The organism is Marinithermus hydrothermalis DSM 14884 (assembly GCF_000195335.1).
Classification (GTDB): Bacteria; Deinococcota; Deinococci; order Deinococcales; family Marinithermaceae; genus Marinithermus; species Marinithermus hydrothermalis.
The window spans coordinates 346,061-364,057 of sequence record NC_015387.1; the positions used below are offsets into that span (position 1 = coordinate 346,061).

The following is a 17,997-nucleotide window of genomic DNA, read 5'->3' on the forward strand; positions in this document are numbered from 1 at the left end:
GGGGTGGTTTCGGACGGGGCGCAGGAGGTAGGGGAGGCGTTGGGCTGGTTGGGGCGGAGGCTGCTTTGGGCCCGGTGCGCTTTCCACCTGATGCGGGAGGTACGGGCCAAGGTGGACCGGAAGGCGTGGGGGGAGATACGGGAGGGTCTGAGGGTGCTGCGGGGGCTTGGGCCTGGGGAGAGGGAGGCGTTCTTTTGGAAGGAGCTTCTGCCCCGGTGGGGTAAGGCCTTGGGGGGCTGGGTGCGGGCTTGGGAGGGGTTGCAGGAGGCTTGGGGGGCCGAGGTACCGCCTCCTTGGACAAACAACGTGGCGGAGGTAGGGCATGGGCGATTGTGGCGGCGGCGCAGGCGGAGGGTGTTGCGGAGCCTGGAGGTGGGGGAATCCTGGTTGATGGTGGGGCTTTACCGGATGCGGCATCGGCGGATTGGGGAAAAGAGCCCCTGGGAAAGGCTTACGGGAACTCTTTCCCCAGAGTGCTGGTGGAGGCCCCTGGTGGGGAGGATAAAAGGGTCAACTCAAAACTTGCACCTCCCGCATATCCCGCATAAACCTTCACCCCCTCCCCCCGGCGGCCAGAGACCCAGGGCATAGAGCTCCCGCAGGGCGACCTGCACCACGAGCTCAGGCAAGAGAACCCGCGCCGCCCGCTCCCTGGCCTCCCGCCAGCTTCCTTCCCCCTCCATGCCCACCCAGTGGGCCAACAGGTAGGCCAGAAGGGAAAGCACCAGAAAACGGTGCACCCCCAAAGCCGTCCGCTGCCCAAACTGCCCCAGGGAGAACTCGCTTTTCGCGGCGCGGAAGAAGTGCTCTATGGCAAACCGCCTCTTTCCCCAAGTGAGCGCCGTCCGGGGCGTGGCGGGAAAGGTGGCCACCACGTACCGCCACTCCCAGCCCCCTTGGGGCAGGGGGTAGCGGTACCAGGCCACCCAGACCGGGAAGGAAAGCCCCCAAAGGTAGACCCGGCTCCCCTGCCGCCTGAGGTCCCCAAGCCTCCCCCCTTCCCGCAGCCTCCGGTCCCGCCGCATCCCCACCACCGCTTCAAAACCCAACCGCTTCACCCCGAAAAGGAACCGGGTGGTGCCAAAGGCCGCATCCGCGGCCACCCGTATCCGGAAGGCCCGGCGCATCCAGGGGGGCAGAGAGGCCAGGAGGCTTAGGGCCAGGCGGGAGAGGGCCTTCTCCCCCTTGCCCCGCCAGAGGCGGTAGGCCCAAGGGATGCGGAGGTCTCCGTAGACGAGGTAGAGGACCACCAGATGGAGTCCCCACTTGCCGTGAAAAAAGGAGAGGGGCAGGGCCTGGAAACGGCCCCGCTTCTCCAGAGTGACTAGGTCCAGGACCACCAGGAGACGGGGCTTGGGGCCTTTTTTCTTTCTGGCCCGGTCCAGGGCTTTCTCGGCCTCTTTTCTTGCCAGGCGGATGAGAGCGCGGGTGGGCCAGGGGTAGCGGTTGAGGAAGCGAGAGAGGGCGGAGGGGGACTTGACCTGGCTGTGCTGGGGTCTGGCCTTGCCGTGGCCGTGGAGGAGGAGCAAGAGCAGGGCCTTGAGGGATTCCTGGAGGTGGGGGCTTGGCAAAAGGGCCAGGAGGGTCCAAAGTAGGGACAGGGCCGCTTGGGTCATGGCACCCGTCATCAGACGGGAAACCAGCGGCCCCTTTCAAGTGGTCCTGGCGCATAGGTATCCCCAGGGTGCATAAGTGCAAGTTTTGAGTCAACCGACTTTTTTACATGAGTCATTCCAGGTGAGGTGGCCAAGGTCAGCACCCGCTTTGACCGACCCGGAGTCTACCGGATCATCTGCACCGAGTACTGCGGCATCGGCCACCAGAACATGCTGGGGAAGATCATCGTGGAGGAGTGAGATGGCGGTAGCGACGCGAAGCCAAGCGGAGGCGACGCCGTACGCGGCTCATCCGGAGAAGAAGGTCGCGCTGTACTTCGTCGTTTTGGGGTTCGTTGCCCTGTTGATCGGCACGCTCTTCGGGCCGTTGCAGGCCCTGAACTACGCGGGGATCAATCTGTACCCGTTGCTCGAGCCCCTGGTGAAGTCGTACTACCAGGGGTTGACCTTGCACGGGGTGCTGAACGCCATCGTCTTTACTCAGCTTTTCGCGCAAGGGGTGGTGCCGTACCTGCAGGCCCGTGAGCTCGGGGTGCGCCCCAACCTCACACTGTCCTGGATCGCGTGGTGGATGGTGCTCGTTGGTCTAGTGATGGCGGCGGTGCCCCTGTTGACCGACGACGCGACCGTGCTCTTCACCTTCTACCCGCCCCTTCAGGGGCATTGGGCCTTTTACGTGGGGGCCGCGCTGATCGTGCTCTCCACCTGGGTCACGGCTTACGTCTCCCTGGAGATGTGGCTCCGCTGGAAGCGGCAGCACCCGGGCCAGGTCACGCCCCTCGTAACCTACATGAGCGTCACCTACTGGTTGATGTGGCTGCTGGCCTCGATCGGGCTCGTGGTGGAGGCCGCAGTCTTCCTGATTCCCTGGTCTCTAGGCATCGCCTGGAAGGATGGCGTGGACCCGCTCGTGGCGCGCACCCTGTTCTGGTGGACGGGCCACCCCATCGTGTACTTCTGGCTGCTGCCGGTATACATCGCGGCGTACGCCATGCTGCCACGGTTTGCGGGCGGGAAGCTCGTCTCGGATCCCCTGGCGCGCGTGGTCTTCCTGGCCTTCCTCCTCTTCTCTACGCCGGTCGGCTTCCACCACCAGTTTGCGGATCCCGGGATTAGCCCGACCTGGAAGATGATTCACACGGTGTTGACCCTTATGGTGGCGGTGCCCAGCCTGATCACCGCTTTTACCGTGGGGGCCTCCCTCGAGTTCGCGGGCCGCGTGCGCGGCGGGCGGGGGGTGCTGGGATGGATTCCGAAACTGCCCTGGCGTAACCCCACCGTGGCGGCCTTTCTGCTGGCGTTTATCGCCTTTATCCCGGGTGGAGCTGGGGGGATTGTGAACGCCAGCTTCTCACTGAACTACGTGGTGCACAACACCGCCTGGGTCGTGGGGCACTTCCACCTGCAGGTCGCTACGATGGTCACGCTGTCGTTCATGGGACTGAGCTTCTGGCTGCTGCCCCACCTGACGGGTAAGCCTTTGGTGAAGCCGGGCGTGGCCCTCGCCTCGGTGTGGCTGTGGTTCATCGGGATGATGGTGATGGCCCTGGGGCTGCACTGGATGGGCCTGTTGGGCGTGCCGCGCCGCACCTGGATCTCGAACATGGCGGAGGAGGGTGTGTACGCGCAAGCGGCGGTACCCATGGTGTTCAACGCGATCGCCGGGGTGGTGTTGCTCGTTGCGGCGGCGATGTTCTTCTACGTTTTCTTCGCGACCCTGCTCCAGTCCCGGCGAAACGCCCGCGAGGCGTGGGAGGAGGTGCCCTTTGCGGAGGTGCTCTCCGGCCCTGAGGGACGCCGGAGCGTGCGCCTTATGGACCGGGTGGGTTTGTGGTTCGGGATCGCGCTCGCGTTGGTGCTGGTGGTGTACTTGCCCACCCTGGTTGGCCTGTTCCGCAACATGGTTGCCGCGCCCGGGATGCGCTTGTGGTAGCCCTTTGAAGAACAACCACGCCCCCCGCTTGCCGGGGGGCGCTTTACGAGGGGGGGTGGGAAGGAAGGGCTACAACAGGTCCGGAAGGTTCCGCACAAGGATCAAGGCTCCCATCGCGACCAGGAACCCGGCGAACCCACGGCGCAGGCTTGCCTGAGGCACGCGCAAGGCGAGGCGGCCGCCGAGGAGGCTGCCCGCGAACCCGAGGAGGCTAAATAGCCCGATCAGCTCCCAGTGCATCGCGTACCCTTGGGCGGGGAGGAGCAGGGCGTACTTGTAGAATCCCGCAGCGGACTTCAGCGCGATTACCACGAGGCTCGTTCCGATCGCTTGGTGCATGGGGAGTCCCCCGAGGAGAACCAAGGCCGGGACGATGAGGAATCCGCCCCCGACCCCCACGAGCCCCGTCAAGACGCCCACCCCGAGCCCGTCCAGCGCGATCTTCCAGTACGGCCGCGGTGCGCGGGGCGTGGCCTCGAGGCGGGGCGGCCGGGCCATGGAGCGGGCGGCGAGGAGCATCACGAAGGCGAACAGGGCGAGCTGAAGTGCGCCGGAGACGAACTGGGAGAGGAAGGCCCCGAGGTAGGTGCCGGCCATGCCGGGCACCCCGAACCAAAGGACGTTGCGGAAGTCCACCAGGCCCTTGCGCGCATAGGGCAGCGCGGCGGCGAGGCTGATCAGGCCGACGATGGCCAGGGACTCAGCGATGGCGAGCTTCTCCGGTTCCCCCACCAGGTAGACCAGGATGGGCACGGTGAGGATCGAACCTCCCGAGCCGAGCAGCCCAAGGGAGAGCCCGATGAGCACCGCCCCGATCCAGGCTAGGATCACCGTTCAACCTCCAACCCGGCCGTGATCCAGGCGTAGGTGCCGCCCTCCAGGTTTCCGATCCGCTCCCCAGCAAAGCCGTGCTCGAGCAACAGCTCGCAGGCGGCGCTGGAGCGGTTGCCCGAGGCGCAGACCAGGAGGATCCGGCGGTCCTTGGGGAGTTCCTCGAGGCGGTTGGGGAGCTGGCCGAGCGGGATGTTCAACGCGCCGGGCAGGTGTCCCATCGCGTACTCGAAGGGTTCCCGCACGTCCACCACTACGGCGCCTTCCCGAACCCAGGCTGCGGCCTCGTGGGGGGTGAGCTCGTGGTAGGCCGTAGCTTGGTAGGCGGCCTCGATCGGCTGGGTGTCGAGGGGGAGGCCTTGGCGGTACCAGGCGAGGATGCCGCCCTCGAGATTGAGGGCGTTGCGGTAGCCCATCATGGCGAGCCAGGCAGCGGCTTGGGCGCTGCGGTTCCCGCTGCGGCAGTACAGCACCACGGGAGTGTCCTTGGGGATCTCCGCAACGCGGGTGGTGAACTCCGACAAGGGGATCAGTTTCGCGCCCGGGATGCGGGCTTGGGCGTACTCCTCCACCTCGCGCACGTCGATGAAGGGCACGCCTTGGTCAAGGAGCTCCTTAGCCTTCTTTGGGGTGATCTGCTGGGTTTGGGTGAAGCTCATGGGGTTCCTCCTTTAGCTTGGGGGGATACAGGGCAGACCGGCCGCGCGCCAGGCCGTAAGGCCCCCTTCGAGGTGCCAGACCTGGCGGTGGCCAAGACGCGCGAGGGTTTGGGCGGCTTCGCGGGAGCGGTTCCCGCTGCGGCAGTAGAGGAGGACGGGCCGCTCCCGCGCCACGCGCAGGGGGGCGAGGGCCTCGAGGTGGGAGAGGGGCAGGCGAAGGGCCTCCGGGAGCACGCCCTCGGCCCACTCCTCCGGTTCACGCACGTCCACGATCTGGAAGCGGTCGAGGAGGTGGTAGGCGGTGTGAGGATCCAGGGCACGCGGCATACGCTTCATGCTGCGGGAAGATGGCCCCGCCCGGAGGCCCGGGCGGGGCTGCGGCTGGGTGTTAGATGGCGGCCTCGGCGGTCTCTTGGCCTTTATCCACGGGGAAGCCTTGGGTGTGCCAGGCCTGGAAGCCGCCGGTGAGGTTCACGACGTTGCGGAACCCGGCGGCCAGCAGGGCGCTGATCGCAGTGCTCGAGCGGTCCCCGCCCTGGCAGTAGACGATGAGGGGTTTATTGGTGGGGAGCTGCTCCAGGTGCCGCATCACGCGACCGGCGTGGATGTGGAGGGCGCCGGGGATGTGGCCCGCGCGGTACTCCTGGGCGCCGCGCACATCGAGGACGTGGGCCTCGCCCCGCTCCCACATGGCCTTGGCCTCGGCTGCGGTGACCTGGGGTACGGTCTCGAGCTCGCCCTCGACGTACCCCTCGAGGGTGGGGATGTACCCGGCGATGTTGTCCAACCCGATGCGGATCAGGTGACGGGTCAGGGTCTCGAGCAGCTCCGGCGCAGCGAGGAGGATGAGGGGCTTGTCGTAGGGGAGGAGCCAGCCGGCCCAGGTGGTGAAGTTCCTCCCGGCGGGGATGTTGATCGCGCCTTTGAGGTGCCCGCCGGCGAAGGCGTACTTGTCGCGGGTGTCCACCAGAACCGCGCCTTCGGCGAGGGCCTTGTGGAACTGGGTGGGGGTGAGGCGCGCGGGGTGCGGGATGCCGCCCAGTAGCGGGGCACCGTCGCGGTTGAGGCGCTTCATCTGGGCGAAGTAACTGGGGGCTTCGGGCTGGTCCTGGAGGAGCGCCCGGACAAACCCTTCCTCGTCGTCTTTCTCGAGGTACGTGGCCCACCAGGCGAAGCGGCGCTCGTACCCGACGGTGGTGCTGGGGAGGGCACCGAGGGCCTTGCCGCAGGCGGAGCCGGCGCCGTGGCCGGGCCAGACCTGGACATGGTCGGGGAGGGTGAGGAACTTGGTCTTGAGGCTGTGGAACATGCGGCGCGCCCCCGGCTCGGCGGTCCCTTGGATGCCGGCGGCCTCCTCGAGGAGGTCGGGGCGGCCCACGTCGCCTACGAAGACGAAGTCGCCGGTGAGGAAGAGCATGGGCTCATCCGCGGCGGCGCCGTCGGTGACGAGGAAGGAGATGTGCTCGGGGGTGTGGCCGGGGGTGTGGACCACCTGGACACGGACGTTACCGATGCGGATCTCGTCGCCGTCCTTGACGAGGACGTACTTGAAGCCGTCCAGGTTCTGGTACTTCCAGTTTTCGTCGCCTTCGTCGGAGAGGTAGAGGGTGGCGCCGGTGGCCTTGGCGAGCTCGCGGGCGCCGGAGAGGTAGTCGGCGTGGATGTGGGTCTCGGTGACCGCGACGATCCGTAGTTTGTGCTTTTGGGCTTCCTGGAGGTAGGCCTCGATGTCGCGGGTCGGGTCCACGACGAGGGCCTCTCCGGTGGCCGGACAGCCGATCATGTAGGACGCGATGGCCAGGCTTTCCTCGTAGAAGGGTTTGAAGAGCATCAGGACCTCCTGTTCTTTAGGGGTGTGCCGGGACGCTTGTCCCGACCGTCATGGGGAGCATATACCTCTACCGGGTATATGTCAAGCCCTCCCATCTCGTTTTGGGGCGCGATACACTCTATTTGATGCACAAAGTTTGGTTTGCCGGGTGGTCGGATCAGGGGCGTGGTTGACCTATATACCCCTACAGGGTATATTGATGTGGGGGTAGACATGTCTCTGCTCGGAACCGAGGAACAACGAATCGTCAAAGAACGGCTCTCCGGCCTCACGCGCACCGTCGAGCTTTTGCTCTTCACCAACCGCGCGGATCCCGCCTGCCTGTACTGCAGCGAGACCGAAACCCTGCTCGGCGAACTCGAGGCCCTCTCCGAACGCTTGCACCTCGTCGTGCACGACTTGGCTGATCCCGAGGCTCGTGCGCTCGCTGAGCGCATGCGAGTCGAGGCCGCGCCCACCCTCATCCTTCGGGAGGAGGGCTCGAACGCGGTGAACCTGCGCTACCGCGGGATTCCCGCCGGGTACGAGTTCGCCAGCCTCCTGGAGGACATCACGATGCTCGGGCGGGATGGGCACGGTTTGCCGGACGAGGTGGTCGCTCGGCTCAACGCGCTTCCCGAGGAGGTCCAGCTCCAGGTCTTTGTGACCCCGAGCTGCCCGTACTGCCCGCAGGCGGTGCGCACCGCTCACCGGCTGGCCTACGCCTCCGAGAAGGTCTGGGGAGAGATGATCGAGGCGAACGAGTTCCCCGAGCTCTCCCAGCGCTTCCAGATCCACGGCGTGCCGGACACCATTGTGAACCAAGGGGCGACCCGCATCCTCGGCGCGCAACCCTTGAGTGCCTTCCTCGAGGCCATCCAGCAGGTCGCCCCTGTACGGTAACGGGAGGTTACGGTATGGAACTGCGGATGCGTCGCGTGCTCTTGCTGCTGTTGGGTTTGCTCTTCGTGCTGGCGGCGTGCGCGCCCCAGGGGCGGTACACCGATGTCTCCGTGGACGACCTGTACGACCGCCTGAACGATCCCTCCGTGTACATCGTGGATGTGCGCACCCCCGGGGAGTTCGCGGCCGGACACGTGCCCGGGGCGGTGAACCTGCCCCTTCAGGAGATCGACCGTTGGTGGAACGAACTTCCGAAGGACCGGCCGGTCTACGTGTACTGCCGCAGTGGCAGCCGTTCCCGCCAAGCCTCGGAGTACCTGAAGCGCAAAGGGTTCACCAACATCTACAACGTGACCGGTGGCATCCTGGACTGGCAGGCGGCGGGGTATCCCTTGGTACGCTGAAACCGGGCCTCTGTTCTGGCCGCCTTCCCAAGCGGAGGGCGGCCTATAGCTTGGATCGCACCCAAAGCGCGACTCCAAGAAATCCAGCCCCGCTCGCTACGAGCACCTGGGGTAGCTGCGGCGCGCCCAGCCCGGCGAGCAGCGCCCCAAGGACGTACCCGCCGTCACGGAAGAAGCGGTAGATGCCCAGCGCGGTCGCGCGCCGATCGGCGGGGGTTTGGTCGGCCACGTGCGCGATCAGGGTGGGGTAGACCATGCTGGTCCCGAGCCCCAGGACGAACGCTGCGGCCAGGGCGACCTCGAGGCCAGGGGTCACGCCCAACAGGCCAAGCCCCACGCCCTGCAGCGTGATCCCGGCCAGGATGAGCGGCCTACGTCCCATCCGGTCGGAGAGGGGGCCGAAGAGGAGCTGACCGAGAGCCCAGACCAAGGGGTAGAGACCAGCGACCGCCCCGATCGCGGCGGGGTCCAACCCCCGCGCGGCTAAAAGGAGCGGGAGGGCCACCCAGACCAGGCCGTCCTTGAGGTTGGTCAACAGCCCCAGCAGGCTGGGTACGCCCACGCCCCGCACCCACCGGACCCGGAACAGGGCGGTGGGACGGTGGGTTTCCGGGGCGGCGAGGGCGAGGCCCAACCCCAGCAGGGCGGTGGCGGTGCCGAGGTAGAACGGGGCCGGCCTCAGGCCGTGGGCGGCGGCCACCAGACCGGTGAAAAAGGCGAGCGCGCTCACCCCGAGGTACCCGGCGAACTCATTGATCCCGGCGGCCACGCCGCGCCGGTTGGGGGGGGCGAGGTCCACCATCATGTTCACGGTCATGGACCAGCTGAGGGCCTGGTTCACGCCCAGGAGCAGGTTGGCTGCGACGACCCACCCCCACGAGGGGGCCCAGATCAGCACCAGGGGCACCGGAAGGCCCGTAAGCCAGCCCAGCACCAGCACCCTGCGGCGTCCGACCCGGTCAGCCAGCCCCCCCGCGAGGAGGTTGAACAGGGCCTTGCTGATTCCGAACGAGACGATGAAGCCGCCGACGGCCACGCCTTGCTCGAGCCCGAACGCTTCGTGCGCGAGGAGGGGCAGGACGGTGCGCTCGAGGCCCACCATGCCGCCGACGAAGAGGTTGTTCAGGGCCAGGAGCCAGAACACGGTGGGAAAGGCGAGGGCAGCGCGTGGCACTCCGAAAGTGTACTATGCCCCGGTAATGTATACAACCGCGATCGGGAAGCGAGGGCAGCGGCGATTCTTGACCTGGTTCAGGTAAATGTGTCATGCTCCTGTATCGGGAAGGGGGGAACAAACGGGATGCGCCGACGCATCGCCACCCGTTACACCGTGATCGTCGCCCGCACCGGCCGGGCGCCCTTCTCCGTTTCCTTCAGACCGGTCTGGGTCTTCCTGGGGGTGGCGTTGTTGCTGGGCTGGGGTGGGGTCACCGCTTACCTGTACCAGCGGCACCTCCTAGCCCAAGAAGCCCTCGCGCGCCTCGAGTCCCTAAGCCGCGAGGCCCGGGACCTCACGTTGAAGCTCGAGGCCGAACGCGACCGCAACGAAGCCCTGAGCGTGGAGGCCGCCGCGATGCTCGAGCGGTTGGGGGCGCTCGAGGACGAGCTCGACCGCTTGCGCGAGCGGGCGGGGCTGCCCGAACCGCAATCCACGCCGACCAGCGAGCAGAGCCCCGGCGCGAACAACCAGGGGGGCGGTCAGGCCCTACCGGACGCGGAGGTGCTGCTCGAGACCGTGCGCGGCCGCATGGACCAGCTCGCGCGTTCCTTGAACCAGGAGGTGGCGCCCGCGCTGCAGGAGACCCTGGCCCGCGAGGCCGCACGGCCCCGGGGGTTGCCCATCCGGGCGGAGTACTACATCAGCTCCGGCTTCGGCGTGCGCCGCAACCCCTTCGGGAAGGGGTACGAGTTCCACGACGGGCTGGACATCGCGGCGTGGTACGGGGTGCCGATCTACGCGACCGCGCCGGGCACGGTGGTGACCGCGGGCTGGTCGCGCATCTTTGGGAACTACGTGGTGATCGATCACGGGTACGGGTACCGTACCCTCTACGGCCATATGTCCCGCATCCGGGTCAAGCGCGGACAGCGGGTGGAGCGCGGGCAGCGGATCGGGGACGTGGGGAGCACCGGGCGGTCCAGCGGACCGCACGTGCACTACACCGTCTTCCGCAACGGCAAGCCGGTGGACCCGCGCGACTACCTGGACCCGGTTCAACAGGCGGAGCGTTAAACTGTGAGCGATGCTGAGGAGGAAGAAGCACACGAATGCGCTGACCTACCTCGGTGCGGGCACCGAGGTGCAGGGCACCCTTAAAGTCGAGGGCAACCTGCGCGTGGACGGAACGGTGCTGGGCACCGTGGTGGTAGCGGGCGACCTCGAGGTGGCCCCTACCGGACGCATCGAAGGCGATGAGGTCCGCGCGCGCAGCATCCTCGTGAACGGAGAGATCCGTGCCCGCGTGATCGCGGAGGGGAAGCTCACCCTGACCCGTACCGCGCGGCTCGAGGGGGACGTGATCGCTCACGCCCTGGATATCGAGGCGGGCGCGACCTTCGTGGGGCGCAGCGTGACCGGGGAGCAGCGGGGGTTGCCCGAGCCCCAAGCCGAAACGGTTTCGGCCCAGGGCGAGGAGGCGTAGATGGCCCTCGAACGCCTGTTCCGCCGCCGGAAGCCCACCGGCGCGGGGCGCGACGTACCTGAGCTGTGGACCAAGTGCCCGGCCTGCGAGGCCCAGATCTACAAGAAGGACCTCGAGGCCAACTGGCTGGTCTGCCCCAAGTGCGGCCACCACCTCCGCCTTCCGGTGGAAAAGCGCGTCGCGCTGCTCGCGGACGAAGAAACCTTCGAGCGCACCACGGGCCAGGTGGTGCCCGCCGACCCCCTGGAATTTGTGGACACCGAGCCGTACCGGGAGCGCCTCGAGCGCTACCAGGCGAAGACCGGCCGGCCCGACGCGATCCTCGGGGGGCGGTGCGCCATCGAGGGGGTGCCCACGGTGCTCCTCGTGATGGACTACGCCTTCGCCGGCGGCTCGATGGGCACCGTCGTGGGGGAGGAGATCGCGCGGGGCGCGGAGCTCGCCGCGCGCGAGGGGCGCGCCCTCGTGATCGTGGCGGCCTCGGGCGGGGCGCGTATGCAGGAGGCGGCGCTTTCCCTGATGCAGATGGCCAAGACCACCATGGCCCTCGAGCGGCTCTGGGAGCGGCGGCTGCCCTACGTCTCGATCCTCACCGACCCCACGACCGGCGGGGTGACCGCGAGCTTCGCGGCGCTGGCCGACGTGATCATCGCCGAGCCCGGTGCCCTCATCGGCTTCGCGGGGCCCCGCGTCATCAAGCAGACCATCCGCCAGGACCTGCCGGAAGGCTTCCAGCGCGCGGAGTTTTTGCTCAAGCACGGCATGGTGGACCAGGTGGTGGACCGGCGAAAGCAAAAAGCCGCGGTCGCCGCGGTCCTGCGGCACCTGCACCCGGGGGTGAAGCGTGGCGCTTGAGTTCGAACGCCCCATCATCGAGCTCGAGAACCGCATCAAGGAGCTCGAGGCGTACGCCGCCGAGAAGGGCTTGGACCTCTCGGACGAGATCGCGCTCCTCAAAGAGAAGCTCGAGCGGGTGCAGCGCGAGGTCTTCGAGGGGCTTTCCCGCTGGCAGCGGGTGCAGCTCGCCCGCGCGCCCGGTCGCCCCACCACGCTGGACGTGCTGGAGCGGGTCTTCGAGGGGTTCGTGGAGCTGCACGGGGATCGCGCCTTCGCGGACGACCCCGCGGTCGTGGGGGGGCTCGCTTACCTCGAGGGGCGGCCGGTGGTCGTGGCGGGGCACCAGAAGGGGCGCAACACCAAGGAGAACATCCAGCGCAACTTCGGGATGCCGCACCCCGAGGGGTACCGCAAGGCCATGCGCATGATGGACCTGGCGGACCGGTTCGGCCGGCCTTTCATCGCTTTGATCGACACGCCCGGGGCCTATCCTGGCGTCTCCGCGGAGGAGCGCGGCCAGGCCTGGGTGATCGCGCAGTCCATCCAGCGCATGGCGCGGCTTCGGGTCCCGGCCGTGGCGGTGATCCTGGGCGAGGGCGGCTCGGGCGGGGCGCTCGCGATTGGGGTGGGGAACCGGGTCCTCGTGATGGAGAACGCCTGGTACTCGGTGATCTCTCCCGAGTCGTGCGCCGCGATCCTGTGGCGCGACGCCAAGGAGGCCCCCAAGGCCGCAGAGGCCCTGAAGCTCACGGCGAAGGACCTGCTCGAGCTCGGCGTGGTGGACCGCGTCATCCCGGAGCCGGGGGGTGGGGCGCACCGCAACCCGGAAGGAGCGCTCGCGAACCTGAAGGCGGCGCTACTGGAAGCCCTGGGGGAGCTCGAACGTTTGGGGCCGGACGAGCTGGTGCGGGACCGGTACGAGCGCTTCCGCCGTCAGGGGGTCTTCCAGGAAGTTAACGTTTCCTGAACCGTTTCTCACGAGCAGCCGGCCGCGCGCGGTTTAGCTTGAGGTGGGAGGTGGACCATGCAGAGGCTGCTCGTCGCGTTGCTGCTTGTTTTGGGGGTGGGCTGGGCCGCCCCCCAGATCTCGCCCCAGGGCATCATCGTGAACCCGGTGCCGACCGACCTCGAGGTCCGCGTATGGGTGGACAAGGACCCGGGGCGCACCGGGAGTGCGGTGTACCAGGTCGGCGACCCGATCCGCATCTTCGTGACCGTCAACCAGGACGCGTACGTTTATCTCTTCAACGTGAACGCGGACGGCCGGGTCGACCTGATCCTGCCGAACGCCTTTGACCGGGATAACTTCCTGAGGGCCCGTGAGGTGCGGCGCTTCCCTCCCCCCGGGGCGCGGTACGAGTTTCAGGTGAGCGGGCCTGAGGGGGAGGACCGGGTGCTGGCGGTGGCCTCGAAGCGCCCCCTCTCCCTTGAGGACCTGGCCGAGATCGAGCGGGGGCGGATCAAGGTCCGGGGCCTCGAGAGCCTCTCGCGCGCCCTGTCCATCATCGTGCGGCCGGTGCCCGACCGCGACTGGATCACCGACTCGGTGCGCTACTTCGTGGGGCGGCCGGTCGCCGCGCCCAGCACGGGCCGGCTCCTCGTGGAGACGGTGCCCTCCGGAGCGCGCGTCTTCATCGAGGGGGAGTTCCGAGGGCGCGCTCCCCTTGCCCTGGACCTCCGGCCGGGCCGGTACGAGGTCGAGGTGGAGCTGGAGGGGTTTGAGGACTACGAGGCCGAGGTGCGGATCCGGCCTGGCCGGACGGAACGCCTGAGCGTGCGGCTGGTGCCCGAGCGGCGTCAGGGGGAGTTGGTGGTGGACTCGACGCCGGCGGGGGCGGAGGTCTTCGTGGACGGGGCGTTCGTGGGGCGCACGCCGCTTTCCCTCCGCCTGGACGAGGGACGGCACGAGGTGCTTTTGCGCCTGGAGGGGCACCGCGAGTTCGCCACCACCGTGCGCGTACGGCGTGGCGAGACCAGCCACGTGCAGGCCCGGCTGACGCCCCTTAAGGCCACCCTGGAGGTGCGGACGAACGTTGAGGCCCGGGTGTTTCTGGACGGGTTCGAGCTGGGCCGCACGCGGGACGGCCGGCTTGTAGCGGAGGTGGACCCGGGGGTACGCGAGCTGGTGGTGCTCGCCCCGGGGTACCGGGTCTTCGTGAGCCAGGTCGCGCTGGAGGCCGGGGCGGTGCAGCGGATCTTCGCGACGCTAAGTCGACGCTAGGACTCGATTCAACGCGGTTTAAGCGACGTCCGGGGAGCGATGTGATATCTTGAGCGGCGTGAACGCCGTTGTGCTTGGAGGGGGCTCCCCGGACGATTCGCTGGCGCGCCGCTACGGCGTGCCCGCCAAACCCCTCGTTCCCGTGGCCGGACGGCCCATGGCCGCCTACGTGCTGGATGCCCTGCGCGCTTCCGGCGTGGTGGACCGCGTCGTCTACGTGGGTCCCGCGGCGGGCCTCGAGCCCGCGCCGGAGGTGGTGCTCGCCCAGCGGGGCGGGATGCTGGAGAACCTGGAGGCGGGCTTGTCGGTGGCGGGGGAGGAGAAGGCGCTCGTGGTTTCCGCGGATGATCCGTTCCTCACGCCGGAGGCGGTGCGTTGGGTGGTGGCGCACGCGCCTGAAGCGGCTCTGGTCTACCCGGTGGTGCCGCGCGAGGCGGTCGAGGCGCGCTGGCCGGGGATGCGGCGCACCTACGCGCGGCTTCGTGAGGGGCAGTTCACCGGAGGGAACCTGGTGCTGCTGGACCCGGCGCTGTTCCGCGGAGCCTTGGATATGGCGCGCCGCGTGATCGCCTTGCGCAAGCGGCCGCTGGCCCTGGCGCGCCTGGTGGGGCTCGACATTCTCTGGAAGCTCCTCTGGGGGCGGCTTGCGATCGCGGAGGTGGAGGCGCGGGCGAGCCGGATCCTGGGCGTGCCGCTGCGCGCGCTGGTCACACCGTACGCGGAGGTTGGAGTGGACGTGGATAAGGAGACCGACCTGGTGTGGCTCGAGGGGGTCGTGGATGCGAACCGTGCGTGAACTGCGTTTGGCGGGTTGGATCGCTTACGTTGCCGCGCTCGTTCTGGGGTTGGGGATCAGTTTCGGAGTCCACGCGCTTTTGGGGGGCACGGGCCGCTTGGGTTGGGAGGGGTTTAACCTCCAGGGGTTGCTGGAGGGGTTGTTCTTCCTCCTGATCTTCACGCTGAGCCTGTGGGTGGCGAAGCGGGCGGTGCGGGTCCCGGCCACCACGCTGCTCACCGCGGGCCTGGTGGCGCCGCCGCCGGCGCGGGCCCTGGCGAAGCCGGTGCCGCTTTTGGAGAACGTGGACGCGTACGAGGGCCGGTTGGCCGTGGTGGTGGAGGACGGGCAGCCGGTGGGCGTGCTGGGGTTGGATGACCACGTGGTGCCGTGGGATGAGGCGCCGGTGGTCTCGGGGGAGGTGGCGGCCACCGAGCTCTCCCCCTTGTTCTGGCGGTACCCGATCGTGATCGTGGCGGACGAGCACGGGGTTCACGGCGCGATCACGCGGGAGCGCTACCTCCGGATGCTGGGGGTGGGATGATCCCTTACAATAGGGGGGAGCGAGGGCCCTTCGCTCGCTGATTGGAGGAGGTAACGGTATGCCCCACGTGATTACGGAGCCTTGCATCGGCGTGAAGGACCAGTCGTGTACCGAGGTCTGCCCCGTGGAGTGCATCTACGACGGGGGGGACCAGTTCTACATCCATCCCGACGAGTGCATCGACTGTGGCGCTTGCGTCCCAGCCTGTCCGGTTTCGGCGATCTATCCCGAGGAGGATGTGCCCGAGCAGTGGGTGAGCTTTATTGAGAAGAACCGCAAGCTCGCCGGGCTGGAGTGACAGCCCCTGGGAGCGGGTAGCGCCCCGAGGGGGCGCTGTTTTTCATTTGGGTGGACCCGGTACAATTCTCTTATGGAACGGATCGAGACCCCCATCACCCGGATGCTCGGCATCCGCTACCCGATCGTCGCGGCCCCCATGTTTTTGGTTTCCAACCCGCCTCTCCTCGAGGCGGTGGCCCGTGCCGGGGGGATCGGGGCGATCCCGAGCCTGAACTTTCGGGATCCCGAGGCGTTTCGCGCCTTCCTGCAATCCTTTCCGGAGACGCTGAAGTTCGGGGTGAACCTGATCCTGAAGCACAACCCGCGCCTCGAGACCGACCTGGCCGCGGTCGTGGAGCGCCGGGTGCCCTTGGTGATCACCAGCCTCGGCGACCCTACCGAGGTGGTCCAGGAGGTGCACCGCTACGGTGGGGTGGTCTGGTGCGACGTGGTAGGGCTTCGGCACGCGGAGAAGGCCGCCCAGGCGGGGGCGGACGCCTTGGTCGCGGTGGCCGCGGGTGCGGGGGGGCACGCGGGGCGGATCAGCCCGTTCGTGCTGGCCCCGTGGCTCAAGCAGGAGCTGGGGCTGCCGGTGATCGTGGCGGGAGGGCTCGCCACCGGCCGGCACCTGCTCGCGGCGCTTGCCCTCGGAGGGGACGCGGCGTATTTTGGCACGCGGTTCATCGCCACCCAGGAGGCAGCTGCGCCCGAGGCGTACAAGGCGGCCCTGGTGCGCGCCCAGCCCGAGGATATCGAGTACACCGCCGAGGTGAGCGGGGTGCCCGCGAACTTCCTGCGCGCCTCCCTCGAGCGCTTTCGTCGGGAGGGCGGCAAGGCCTGGAAGGAGGTGTGGAGCGCGGGGCACGGGGTGGCCTTTATCCGGGAGGTGCTGCCCGCGGGGGAGGTGGTGGCCCGAATCGTGCGGGAATACGCGGAGGCCAGGGCGTCCCTGCCGTAGGCCGCGATTATGCAGATGTGTATAGAATAACGATAAAATCGGGATAAATTGGCGTATGTTATGCTAGGGGGGCCCGGTCTTGGGGCCCCCGGATCAGTCCCGCGGTGGACCCGCCTGCTTTTTTCGCCTGAGCTGGCTTGACGTTCCCTTGTGGCCATCGGGCAAACGCGCGTGTTTGCCGGAGTGATTTTTTCGCGTAGAGCAAAGGAGGTCGAAATGTCGTTTACGCTGACGGAACCCACGTACGAACGCTACCGCGCGATCACCAACCAAAACATCCACAAGTACTCCGAGTGGGAGCGCCTGGACCCCGAACTCAAGGAAGCGGTGATGGTGGTCTCCCAGGTGCTGCCCTTCCGCACCAACGAGTACGTGATGCGCGAACTCATCGACTGGAGCCGCGTGCCCGAGGACCCCATCTTCCAGCTGACCTTTCCCCAGCGGGAGATGCTGGACCCGGAGGACTACGAACGCATCCGGACCCTCCTGAATAACGGGGCTTCCCGCGAAGAACTCCTAGCGGCCGCGAACGAGATCCGCTTCCGCCTTAACCCCCACCCCGCCGGCCAGCTCACGCACAACGTCCCCACCCTCAACGGTCGCAAGCTTCCCGGATTGCAGCACAAGTACCACGAGACCGTCCTGTTCTTCCCGGGACAAGGCCAGACCTGCCACGCCTACTGCACCTACTGCTTCCGCTGGGCGCAGTTCATCGGCCTGCAGGACATCAAGTTCGAGGCCCGGGAGACCGACGACCTCGTCGCCTACCTCCAAGCTCACCCCGAGGTCACCGACGTGCTCGTGACCGGCGGGGACCCCATGATCATGCGCACCAAGATCCTGCGCAAGTACCTCGAGCCCCTCCTCGAGATCCCCACGCTGCGCACCATCCGCATCGGCACCAAATCCCTCGCGTACTGGCCGCAACGCTACGTCACGGACGCCGACGCGGACGACGCCCTGCGCTTTTTCGAGGAGATCGTGGCGGCCGGGAAGCACCTCGCGATCATGGCGCACTCGAGCCACCCCGTGGAGCTCGCCACCCCCATCGCCCAGGAGGCGATCCGCCGCGTGCGCGAGACCGGCGCGGTCATCCGCACCCAGGCGCCCCTCATCAAGCACGTGAACGACGACCCGGACGTCTGGGCCGAGAAGTGGCGCCAGGAGGTCAAGCTCGGCATGATCCCCTACTACATGTTCGTGGAGCGCGACACCGGGCCCAAGCGCTACTTCGAGGTGCCCCTCGCCCGGGCCCAGGAGATCTTCGCGGCCGCGTGGCGCCAGGTCTCGGGCCTGGCCCGCACCGTGCGCGGCCCCAGCATGTCCGCCTTCCCCGGAAAGGTGCGCATCATCGGCACCGCGGAGGTCGCAGGGGAGAAGGTCTTCGTCCTCGAGTTCCTCCAGGGGCGGAACCCCGAGTGGGTGGGCAAGCCGTTCTTCGCCAAGTTCGATCCCCACGCGAGCTGGTTGGACGACCTCAAGCCGGCGTTCGGGCAGGAGCGCTTCTTCTACGAGGAAGAACTCGCCCGGATGGCGCACTAGCCCCCGCTTGGGCTTGGGCCTCCCCGCGTAGGGGAGGCGTTTT

At 67.8% G+C, this 17,997-nt stretch carries 20 protein-coding genes; 14 read left to right on the top strand and 6 right to left on the bottom strand.

From position 1 onward, the window contains the following. Window positions 1-515: 515 nt before the first annotated feature. Entirely contained in the window at window positions 516-1,616 is a 1,101-nt protein-coding gene (locus tag MARKY_RS01830; RefSeq protein ID WP_013703168.1) for a transposase, read from the bottom strand. Between the two features lie 126 nt (window positions 1,617-1,742). Between MARKY_RS01830 and MARKY_RS11765 the strand changes: the two genes are divergently transcribed. Both MARKY_RS11765 and MARKY_RS01835 read left to right on the top strand, forming a co-directional pair. Then, window positions 1,743-1,856 (top strand): cupredoxin domain-containing protein, encoded by a 114-nt coding sequence (locus MARKY_RS11765; protein WP_281004375.1) that lies wholly within the window; start codon window positions 1,743-1,745, stop codon window positions 1,854-1,856. A 1-nt stretch (window position 1,857) separates the two neighbouring features. Continuing rightward, window positions 1,858-3,549, top strand: coding sequence for a b(o/a)3-type cytochrome-c oxidase subunit 1 (locus MARKY_RS01835; protein ID WP_013703169.1), 1,692 nt, complete (start codon window positions 1,858-1,860; stop codon window positions 3,547-3,549). Between the two features lie 69 nt (window positions 3,550-3,618). Here MARKY_RS01835 and MARKY_RS01840 read toward each other — a convergent pair whose 3' ends face one another. The 4 genes from MARKY_RS01840 to MARKY_RS01855 form a co-directional block, all read right to left on the bottom strand. Then, on the bottom strand, window positions 3,619-4,380 hold the full coding sequence (locus MARKY_RS01840) for a sulfite exporter TauE/SafE family protein (RefSeq protein WP_013703170.1): 762 nt from the start codon (window positions 4,378-4,380) through the stop codon (window positions 3,619-3,621). Next, window positions 4,377-5,039 (bottom strand): rhodanese-like domain-containing protein, encoded by a 663-nt coding sequence (locus tag MARKY_RS01845; RefSeq protein WP_013703171.1) that lies wholly within the window; start codon window positions 5,037-5,039, stop codon window positions 4,377-4,379. Before MARKY_RS01845 ends, MARKY_RS01840 begins: the two co-directional genes overlap by 4 nt. A gap of 12 nt (window positions 5,040-5,051) precedes the next feature. Next, a complete protein-coding gene (locus MARKY_RS01850; protein ID WP_041657766.1) occupies window positions 5,052-5,366 on the bottom strand; it encodes a rhodanese-like domain-containing protein in 315 nt (104 codons plus the stop codon). A 61-nt stretch (window positions 5,367-5,427) separates the two neighbouring features. Then, on the bottom strand, window positions 5,428-6,870 hold the full coding sequence (locus MARKY_RS01855; RefSeq protein ID WP_013703173.1) for an MBL fold metallo-hydrolase: 1,443 nt from the start codon (window positions 6,868-6,870) through the stop codon (window positions 5,428-5,430). 213 nt (window positions 6,871-7,083) lie between these two features. On the opposite strand from MARKY_RS01855, the gene pdo reads away from it, so the two are divergent. Both pdo and MARKY_RS01865 read left to right on the top strand, forming a co-directional pair. Continuing rightward, window positions 7,084-7,752 (top strand): protein disulfide oxidoreductase, encoded by a 669-nt coding sequence (gene pdo / locus MARKY_RS01860; protein WP_013703174.1) that lies wholly within the window; start codon window positions 7,084-7,086, stop codon window positions 7,750-7,752. Between the two features lie 14 nt (window positions 7,753-7,766). Then, window positions 7,767-8,156: a rhodanese-like domain-containing protein gene (locus MARKY_RS01865; RefSeq protein ID WP_013703175.1), complete on the top strand. Its 390-nt coding sequence runs from the start codon at window positions 7,767-7,769 to the stop codon at window positions 8,154-8,156. 43 nt (window positions 8,157-8,199) lie between these two features. Here the strand turns inward: MARKY_RS01865 and MARKY_RS01870 are convergent, their stop codons facing one another. Further along, window positions 8,200-9,330: an MFS transporter gene (locus MARKY_RS01870; RefSeq protein WP_013703176.1), complete on the bottom strand. Its 1,131-nt coding sequence runs from the start codon at window positions 9,328-9,330 to the stop codon at window positions 8,200-8,202. A 126-nt stretch (window positions 9,331-9,456) separates the two neighbouring features. On the opposite strand from MARKY_RS01870, the gene MARKY_RS01875 reads away from it, so the two are divergent. The 10 genes from MARKY_RS01875 to MARKY_RS01920 all read left to right on the top strand — a co-directional run bounded on the left by MARKY_RS01875 (window position 9,457) and on the right by MARKY_RS01920 (window position 17,954). Beyond that, on the top strand, window positions 9,457-10,389 hold the full coding sequence (locus MARKY_RS01875) for a M23 family metallopeptidase (RefSeq protein ID WP_013703177.1): 933 nt from the start codon (window positions 9,457-9,459) through the stop codon (window positions 10,387-10,389). Window positions 10,390-10,399: 10 nt separating this feature from the next. Further along, a complete protein-coding gene (locus tag MARKY_RS01880; RefSeq protein WP_013703178.1) occupies window positions 10,400-10,798 on the top strand; it encodes a bactofilin family protein in 399 nt (132 codons plus the stop codon). Further along, window positions 10,799-11,653, top strand: coding sequence for an acetyl-CoA carboxylase, carboxyltransferase subunit beta (accD, locus tag MARKY_RS01885; protein WP_013703179.1), 855 nt, complete (start codon window positions 10,799-10,801; stop codon window positions 11,651-11,653). Then, window positions 11,643-12,602 (top strand): acetyl-CoA carboxylase carboxyltransferase subunit alpha, encoded by a 960-nt coding sequence (locus MARKY_RS01890; RefSeq protein ID WP_013703180.1) that lies wholly within the window; start codon window positions 11,643-11,645, stop codon window positions 12,600-12,602. The genes accD and MARKY_RS01890 overlap by 11 nt, the downstream gene beginning before the upstream one ends. Window positions 12,603-12,659: 57 nt before the next feature. Further along, window positions 12,660-13,856 carry a PEGA domain-containing protein gene (locus tag MARKY_RS12200; RefSeq protein WP_013703181.1) on the top strand — a complete coding sequence of 399 codons (1,197 nt, stop codon included), beginning with the start codon at window positions 12,660-12,662 and terminating at the stop codon, window positions 13,854-13,856. A gap of 58 nt (window positions 13,857-13,914) precedes the next feature. After that, the gene (gene mobA / locus MARKY_RS01900) at window positions 13,915-14,652 is read left to right on the top strand and encodes a molybdenum cofactor guanylyltransferase (protein WP_013703182.1); all 738 of its coding nucleotides are present in this window, start codon (window positions 13,915-13,917) and stop codon (window positions 14,650-14,652) included. After that, window positions 14,636-15,175 carry a hypothetical protein gene (locus MARKY_RS01905; protein WP_013703183.1) on the top strand — a complete coding sequence of 180 codons (540 nt, stop codon included), beginning with the start codon at window positions 14,636-14,638 and terminating at the stop codon, window positions 15,173-15,175. The genes mobA and MARKY_RS01905 overlap by 17 nt, the downstream gene beginning before the upstream one ends. A gap of 58 nt (window positions 15,176-15,233) precedes the next feature. Continuing rightward, window positions 15,234-15,473: a ferredoxin gene (locus tag MARKY_RS01910; RefSeq protein WP_013703184.1), complete on the top strand. Its 240-nt coding sequence runs from the start codon at window positions 15,234-15,236 to the stop codon at window positions 15,471-15,473. Between the two features lie 81 nt (window positions 15,474-15,554). Then, window positions 15,555-16,412, top strand: a complete 858-nt coding sequence (locus tag MARKY_RS01915; RefSeq protein WP_041658213.1) for an NAD(P)H-dependent flavin oxidoreductase — start codon at window positions 15,555-15,557, stop codon at window positions 16,410-16,412. Window positions 16,413-16,628: 216 nt separating this feature from the next. Then, on the top strand, window positions 16,629-17,954 hold the full coding sequence (locus tag MARKY_RS01920; protein ID WP_013703186.1) for a KamA family radical SAM protein: 1,326 nt from the start codon (window positions 16,629-16,631) through the stop codon (window positions 17,952-17,954). Window positions 17,955-17,997: the final 43 nt, after the last annotated feature.

Excerpts from the sequence above, each read along its gene's own strand:
- MARKY_RS01830 (WP_013703168.1), bottom strand. The coding sequence starts at position 1,616 with ATGACCCAAGCGGCCCTGTCCCTACTTTGGACCCTCCTGGCCCTTTTG.
- MARKY_RS01835 (WP_013703169.1), top strand. The coding sequence starts at position 1,858 with ATGGCGGTAGCGACGCGAAGCCAAGCGGAGGCGACGCCGTACGCGGCT.
- MARKY_RS01845 (WP_013703171.1), bottom strand. The coding sequence starts at position 5,039 with ATGAGCTTCACCCAAACCCAGCAGATCACCCCAAAGAAGGCTAAGGAG.
- MARKY_RS01850 (WP_041657766.1), bottom strand. The coding sequence starts at position 5,366 with ATGCCGCGTGCCCTGGATCCTCACACCGCCTACCACCTCCTCGACCGC.
- MARKY_RS01855 (WP_013703173.1), bottom strand. The coding sequence starts at position 6,870 with ATGCTCTTCAAACCCTTCTACGAGGAAAGCCTGGCCATCGCGTCCTAC.
- pdo (WP_013703174.1), top strand. The coding sequence starts at position 7,084 with ATGTCTCTGCTCGGAACCGAGGAACAACGAATCGTCAAAGAACGGCTC.
- MARKY_RS01865 (WP_013703175.1), top strand. The coding sequence starts at position 7,767 with ATGGAACTGCGGATGCGTCGCGTGCTCTTGCTGCTGTTGGGTTTGCTC.
- MARKY_RS01875 (WP_013703177.1), top strand. The coding sequence starts at position 9,457 with ATGCGCCGACGCATCGCCACCCGTTACACCGTGATCGTCGCCCGCACC.
- MARKY_RS01880 (WP_013703178.1), top strand. The coding sequence starts at position 10,400 with ATGCTGAGGAGGAAGAAGCACACGAATGCGCTGACCTACCTCGGTGCG.
- accD (WP_013703179.1), top strand. The coding sequence starts at position 10,799 with ATGGCCCTCGAACGCCTGTTCCGCCGCCGGAAGCCCACCGGCGCGGGG.
- MARKY_RS12200 (WP_013703181.1), top strand. The coding sequence starts at position 12,660 with ATGCAGAGGCTGCTCGTCGCGTTGCTGCTTGTTTTGGGGGTGGGCTGG.
- MARKY_RS01905 (WP_013703183.1), top strand. The coding sequence starts at position 14,636 with ATGCGAACCGTGCGTGAACTGCGTTTGGCGGGTTGGATCGCTTACGTT.
- MARKY_RS01910 (WP_013703184.1), top strand. The coding sequence starts at position 15,234 with ATGCCCCACGTGATTACGGAGCCTTGCATCGGCGTGAAGGACCAGTCG.
- MARKY_RS01920 (WP_013703186.1), top strand. The coding sequence starts at position 16,629 with ATGTCGTTTACGCTGACGGAACCCACGTACGAACGCTACCGCGCGATC.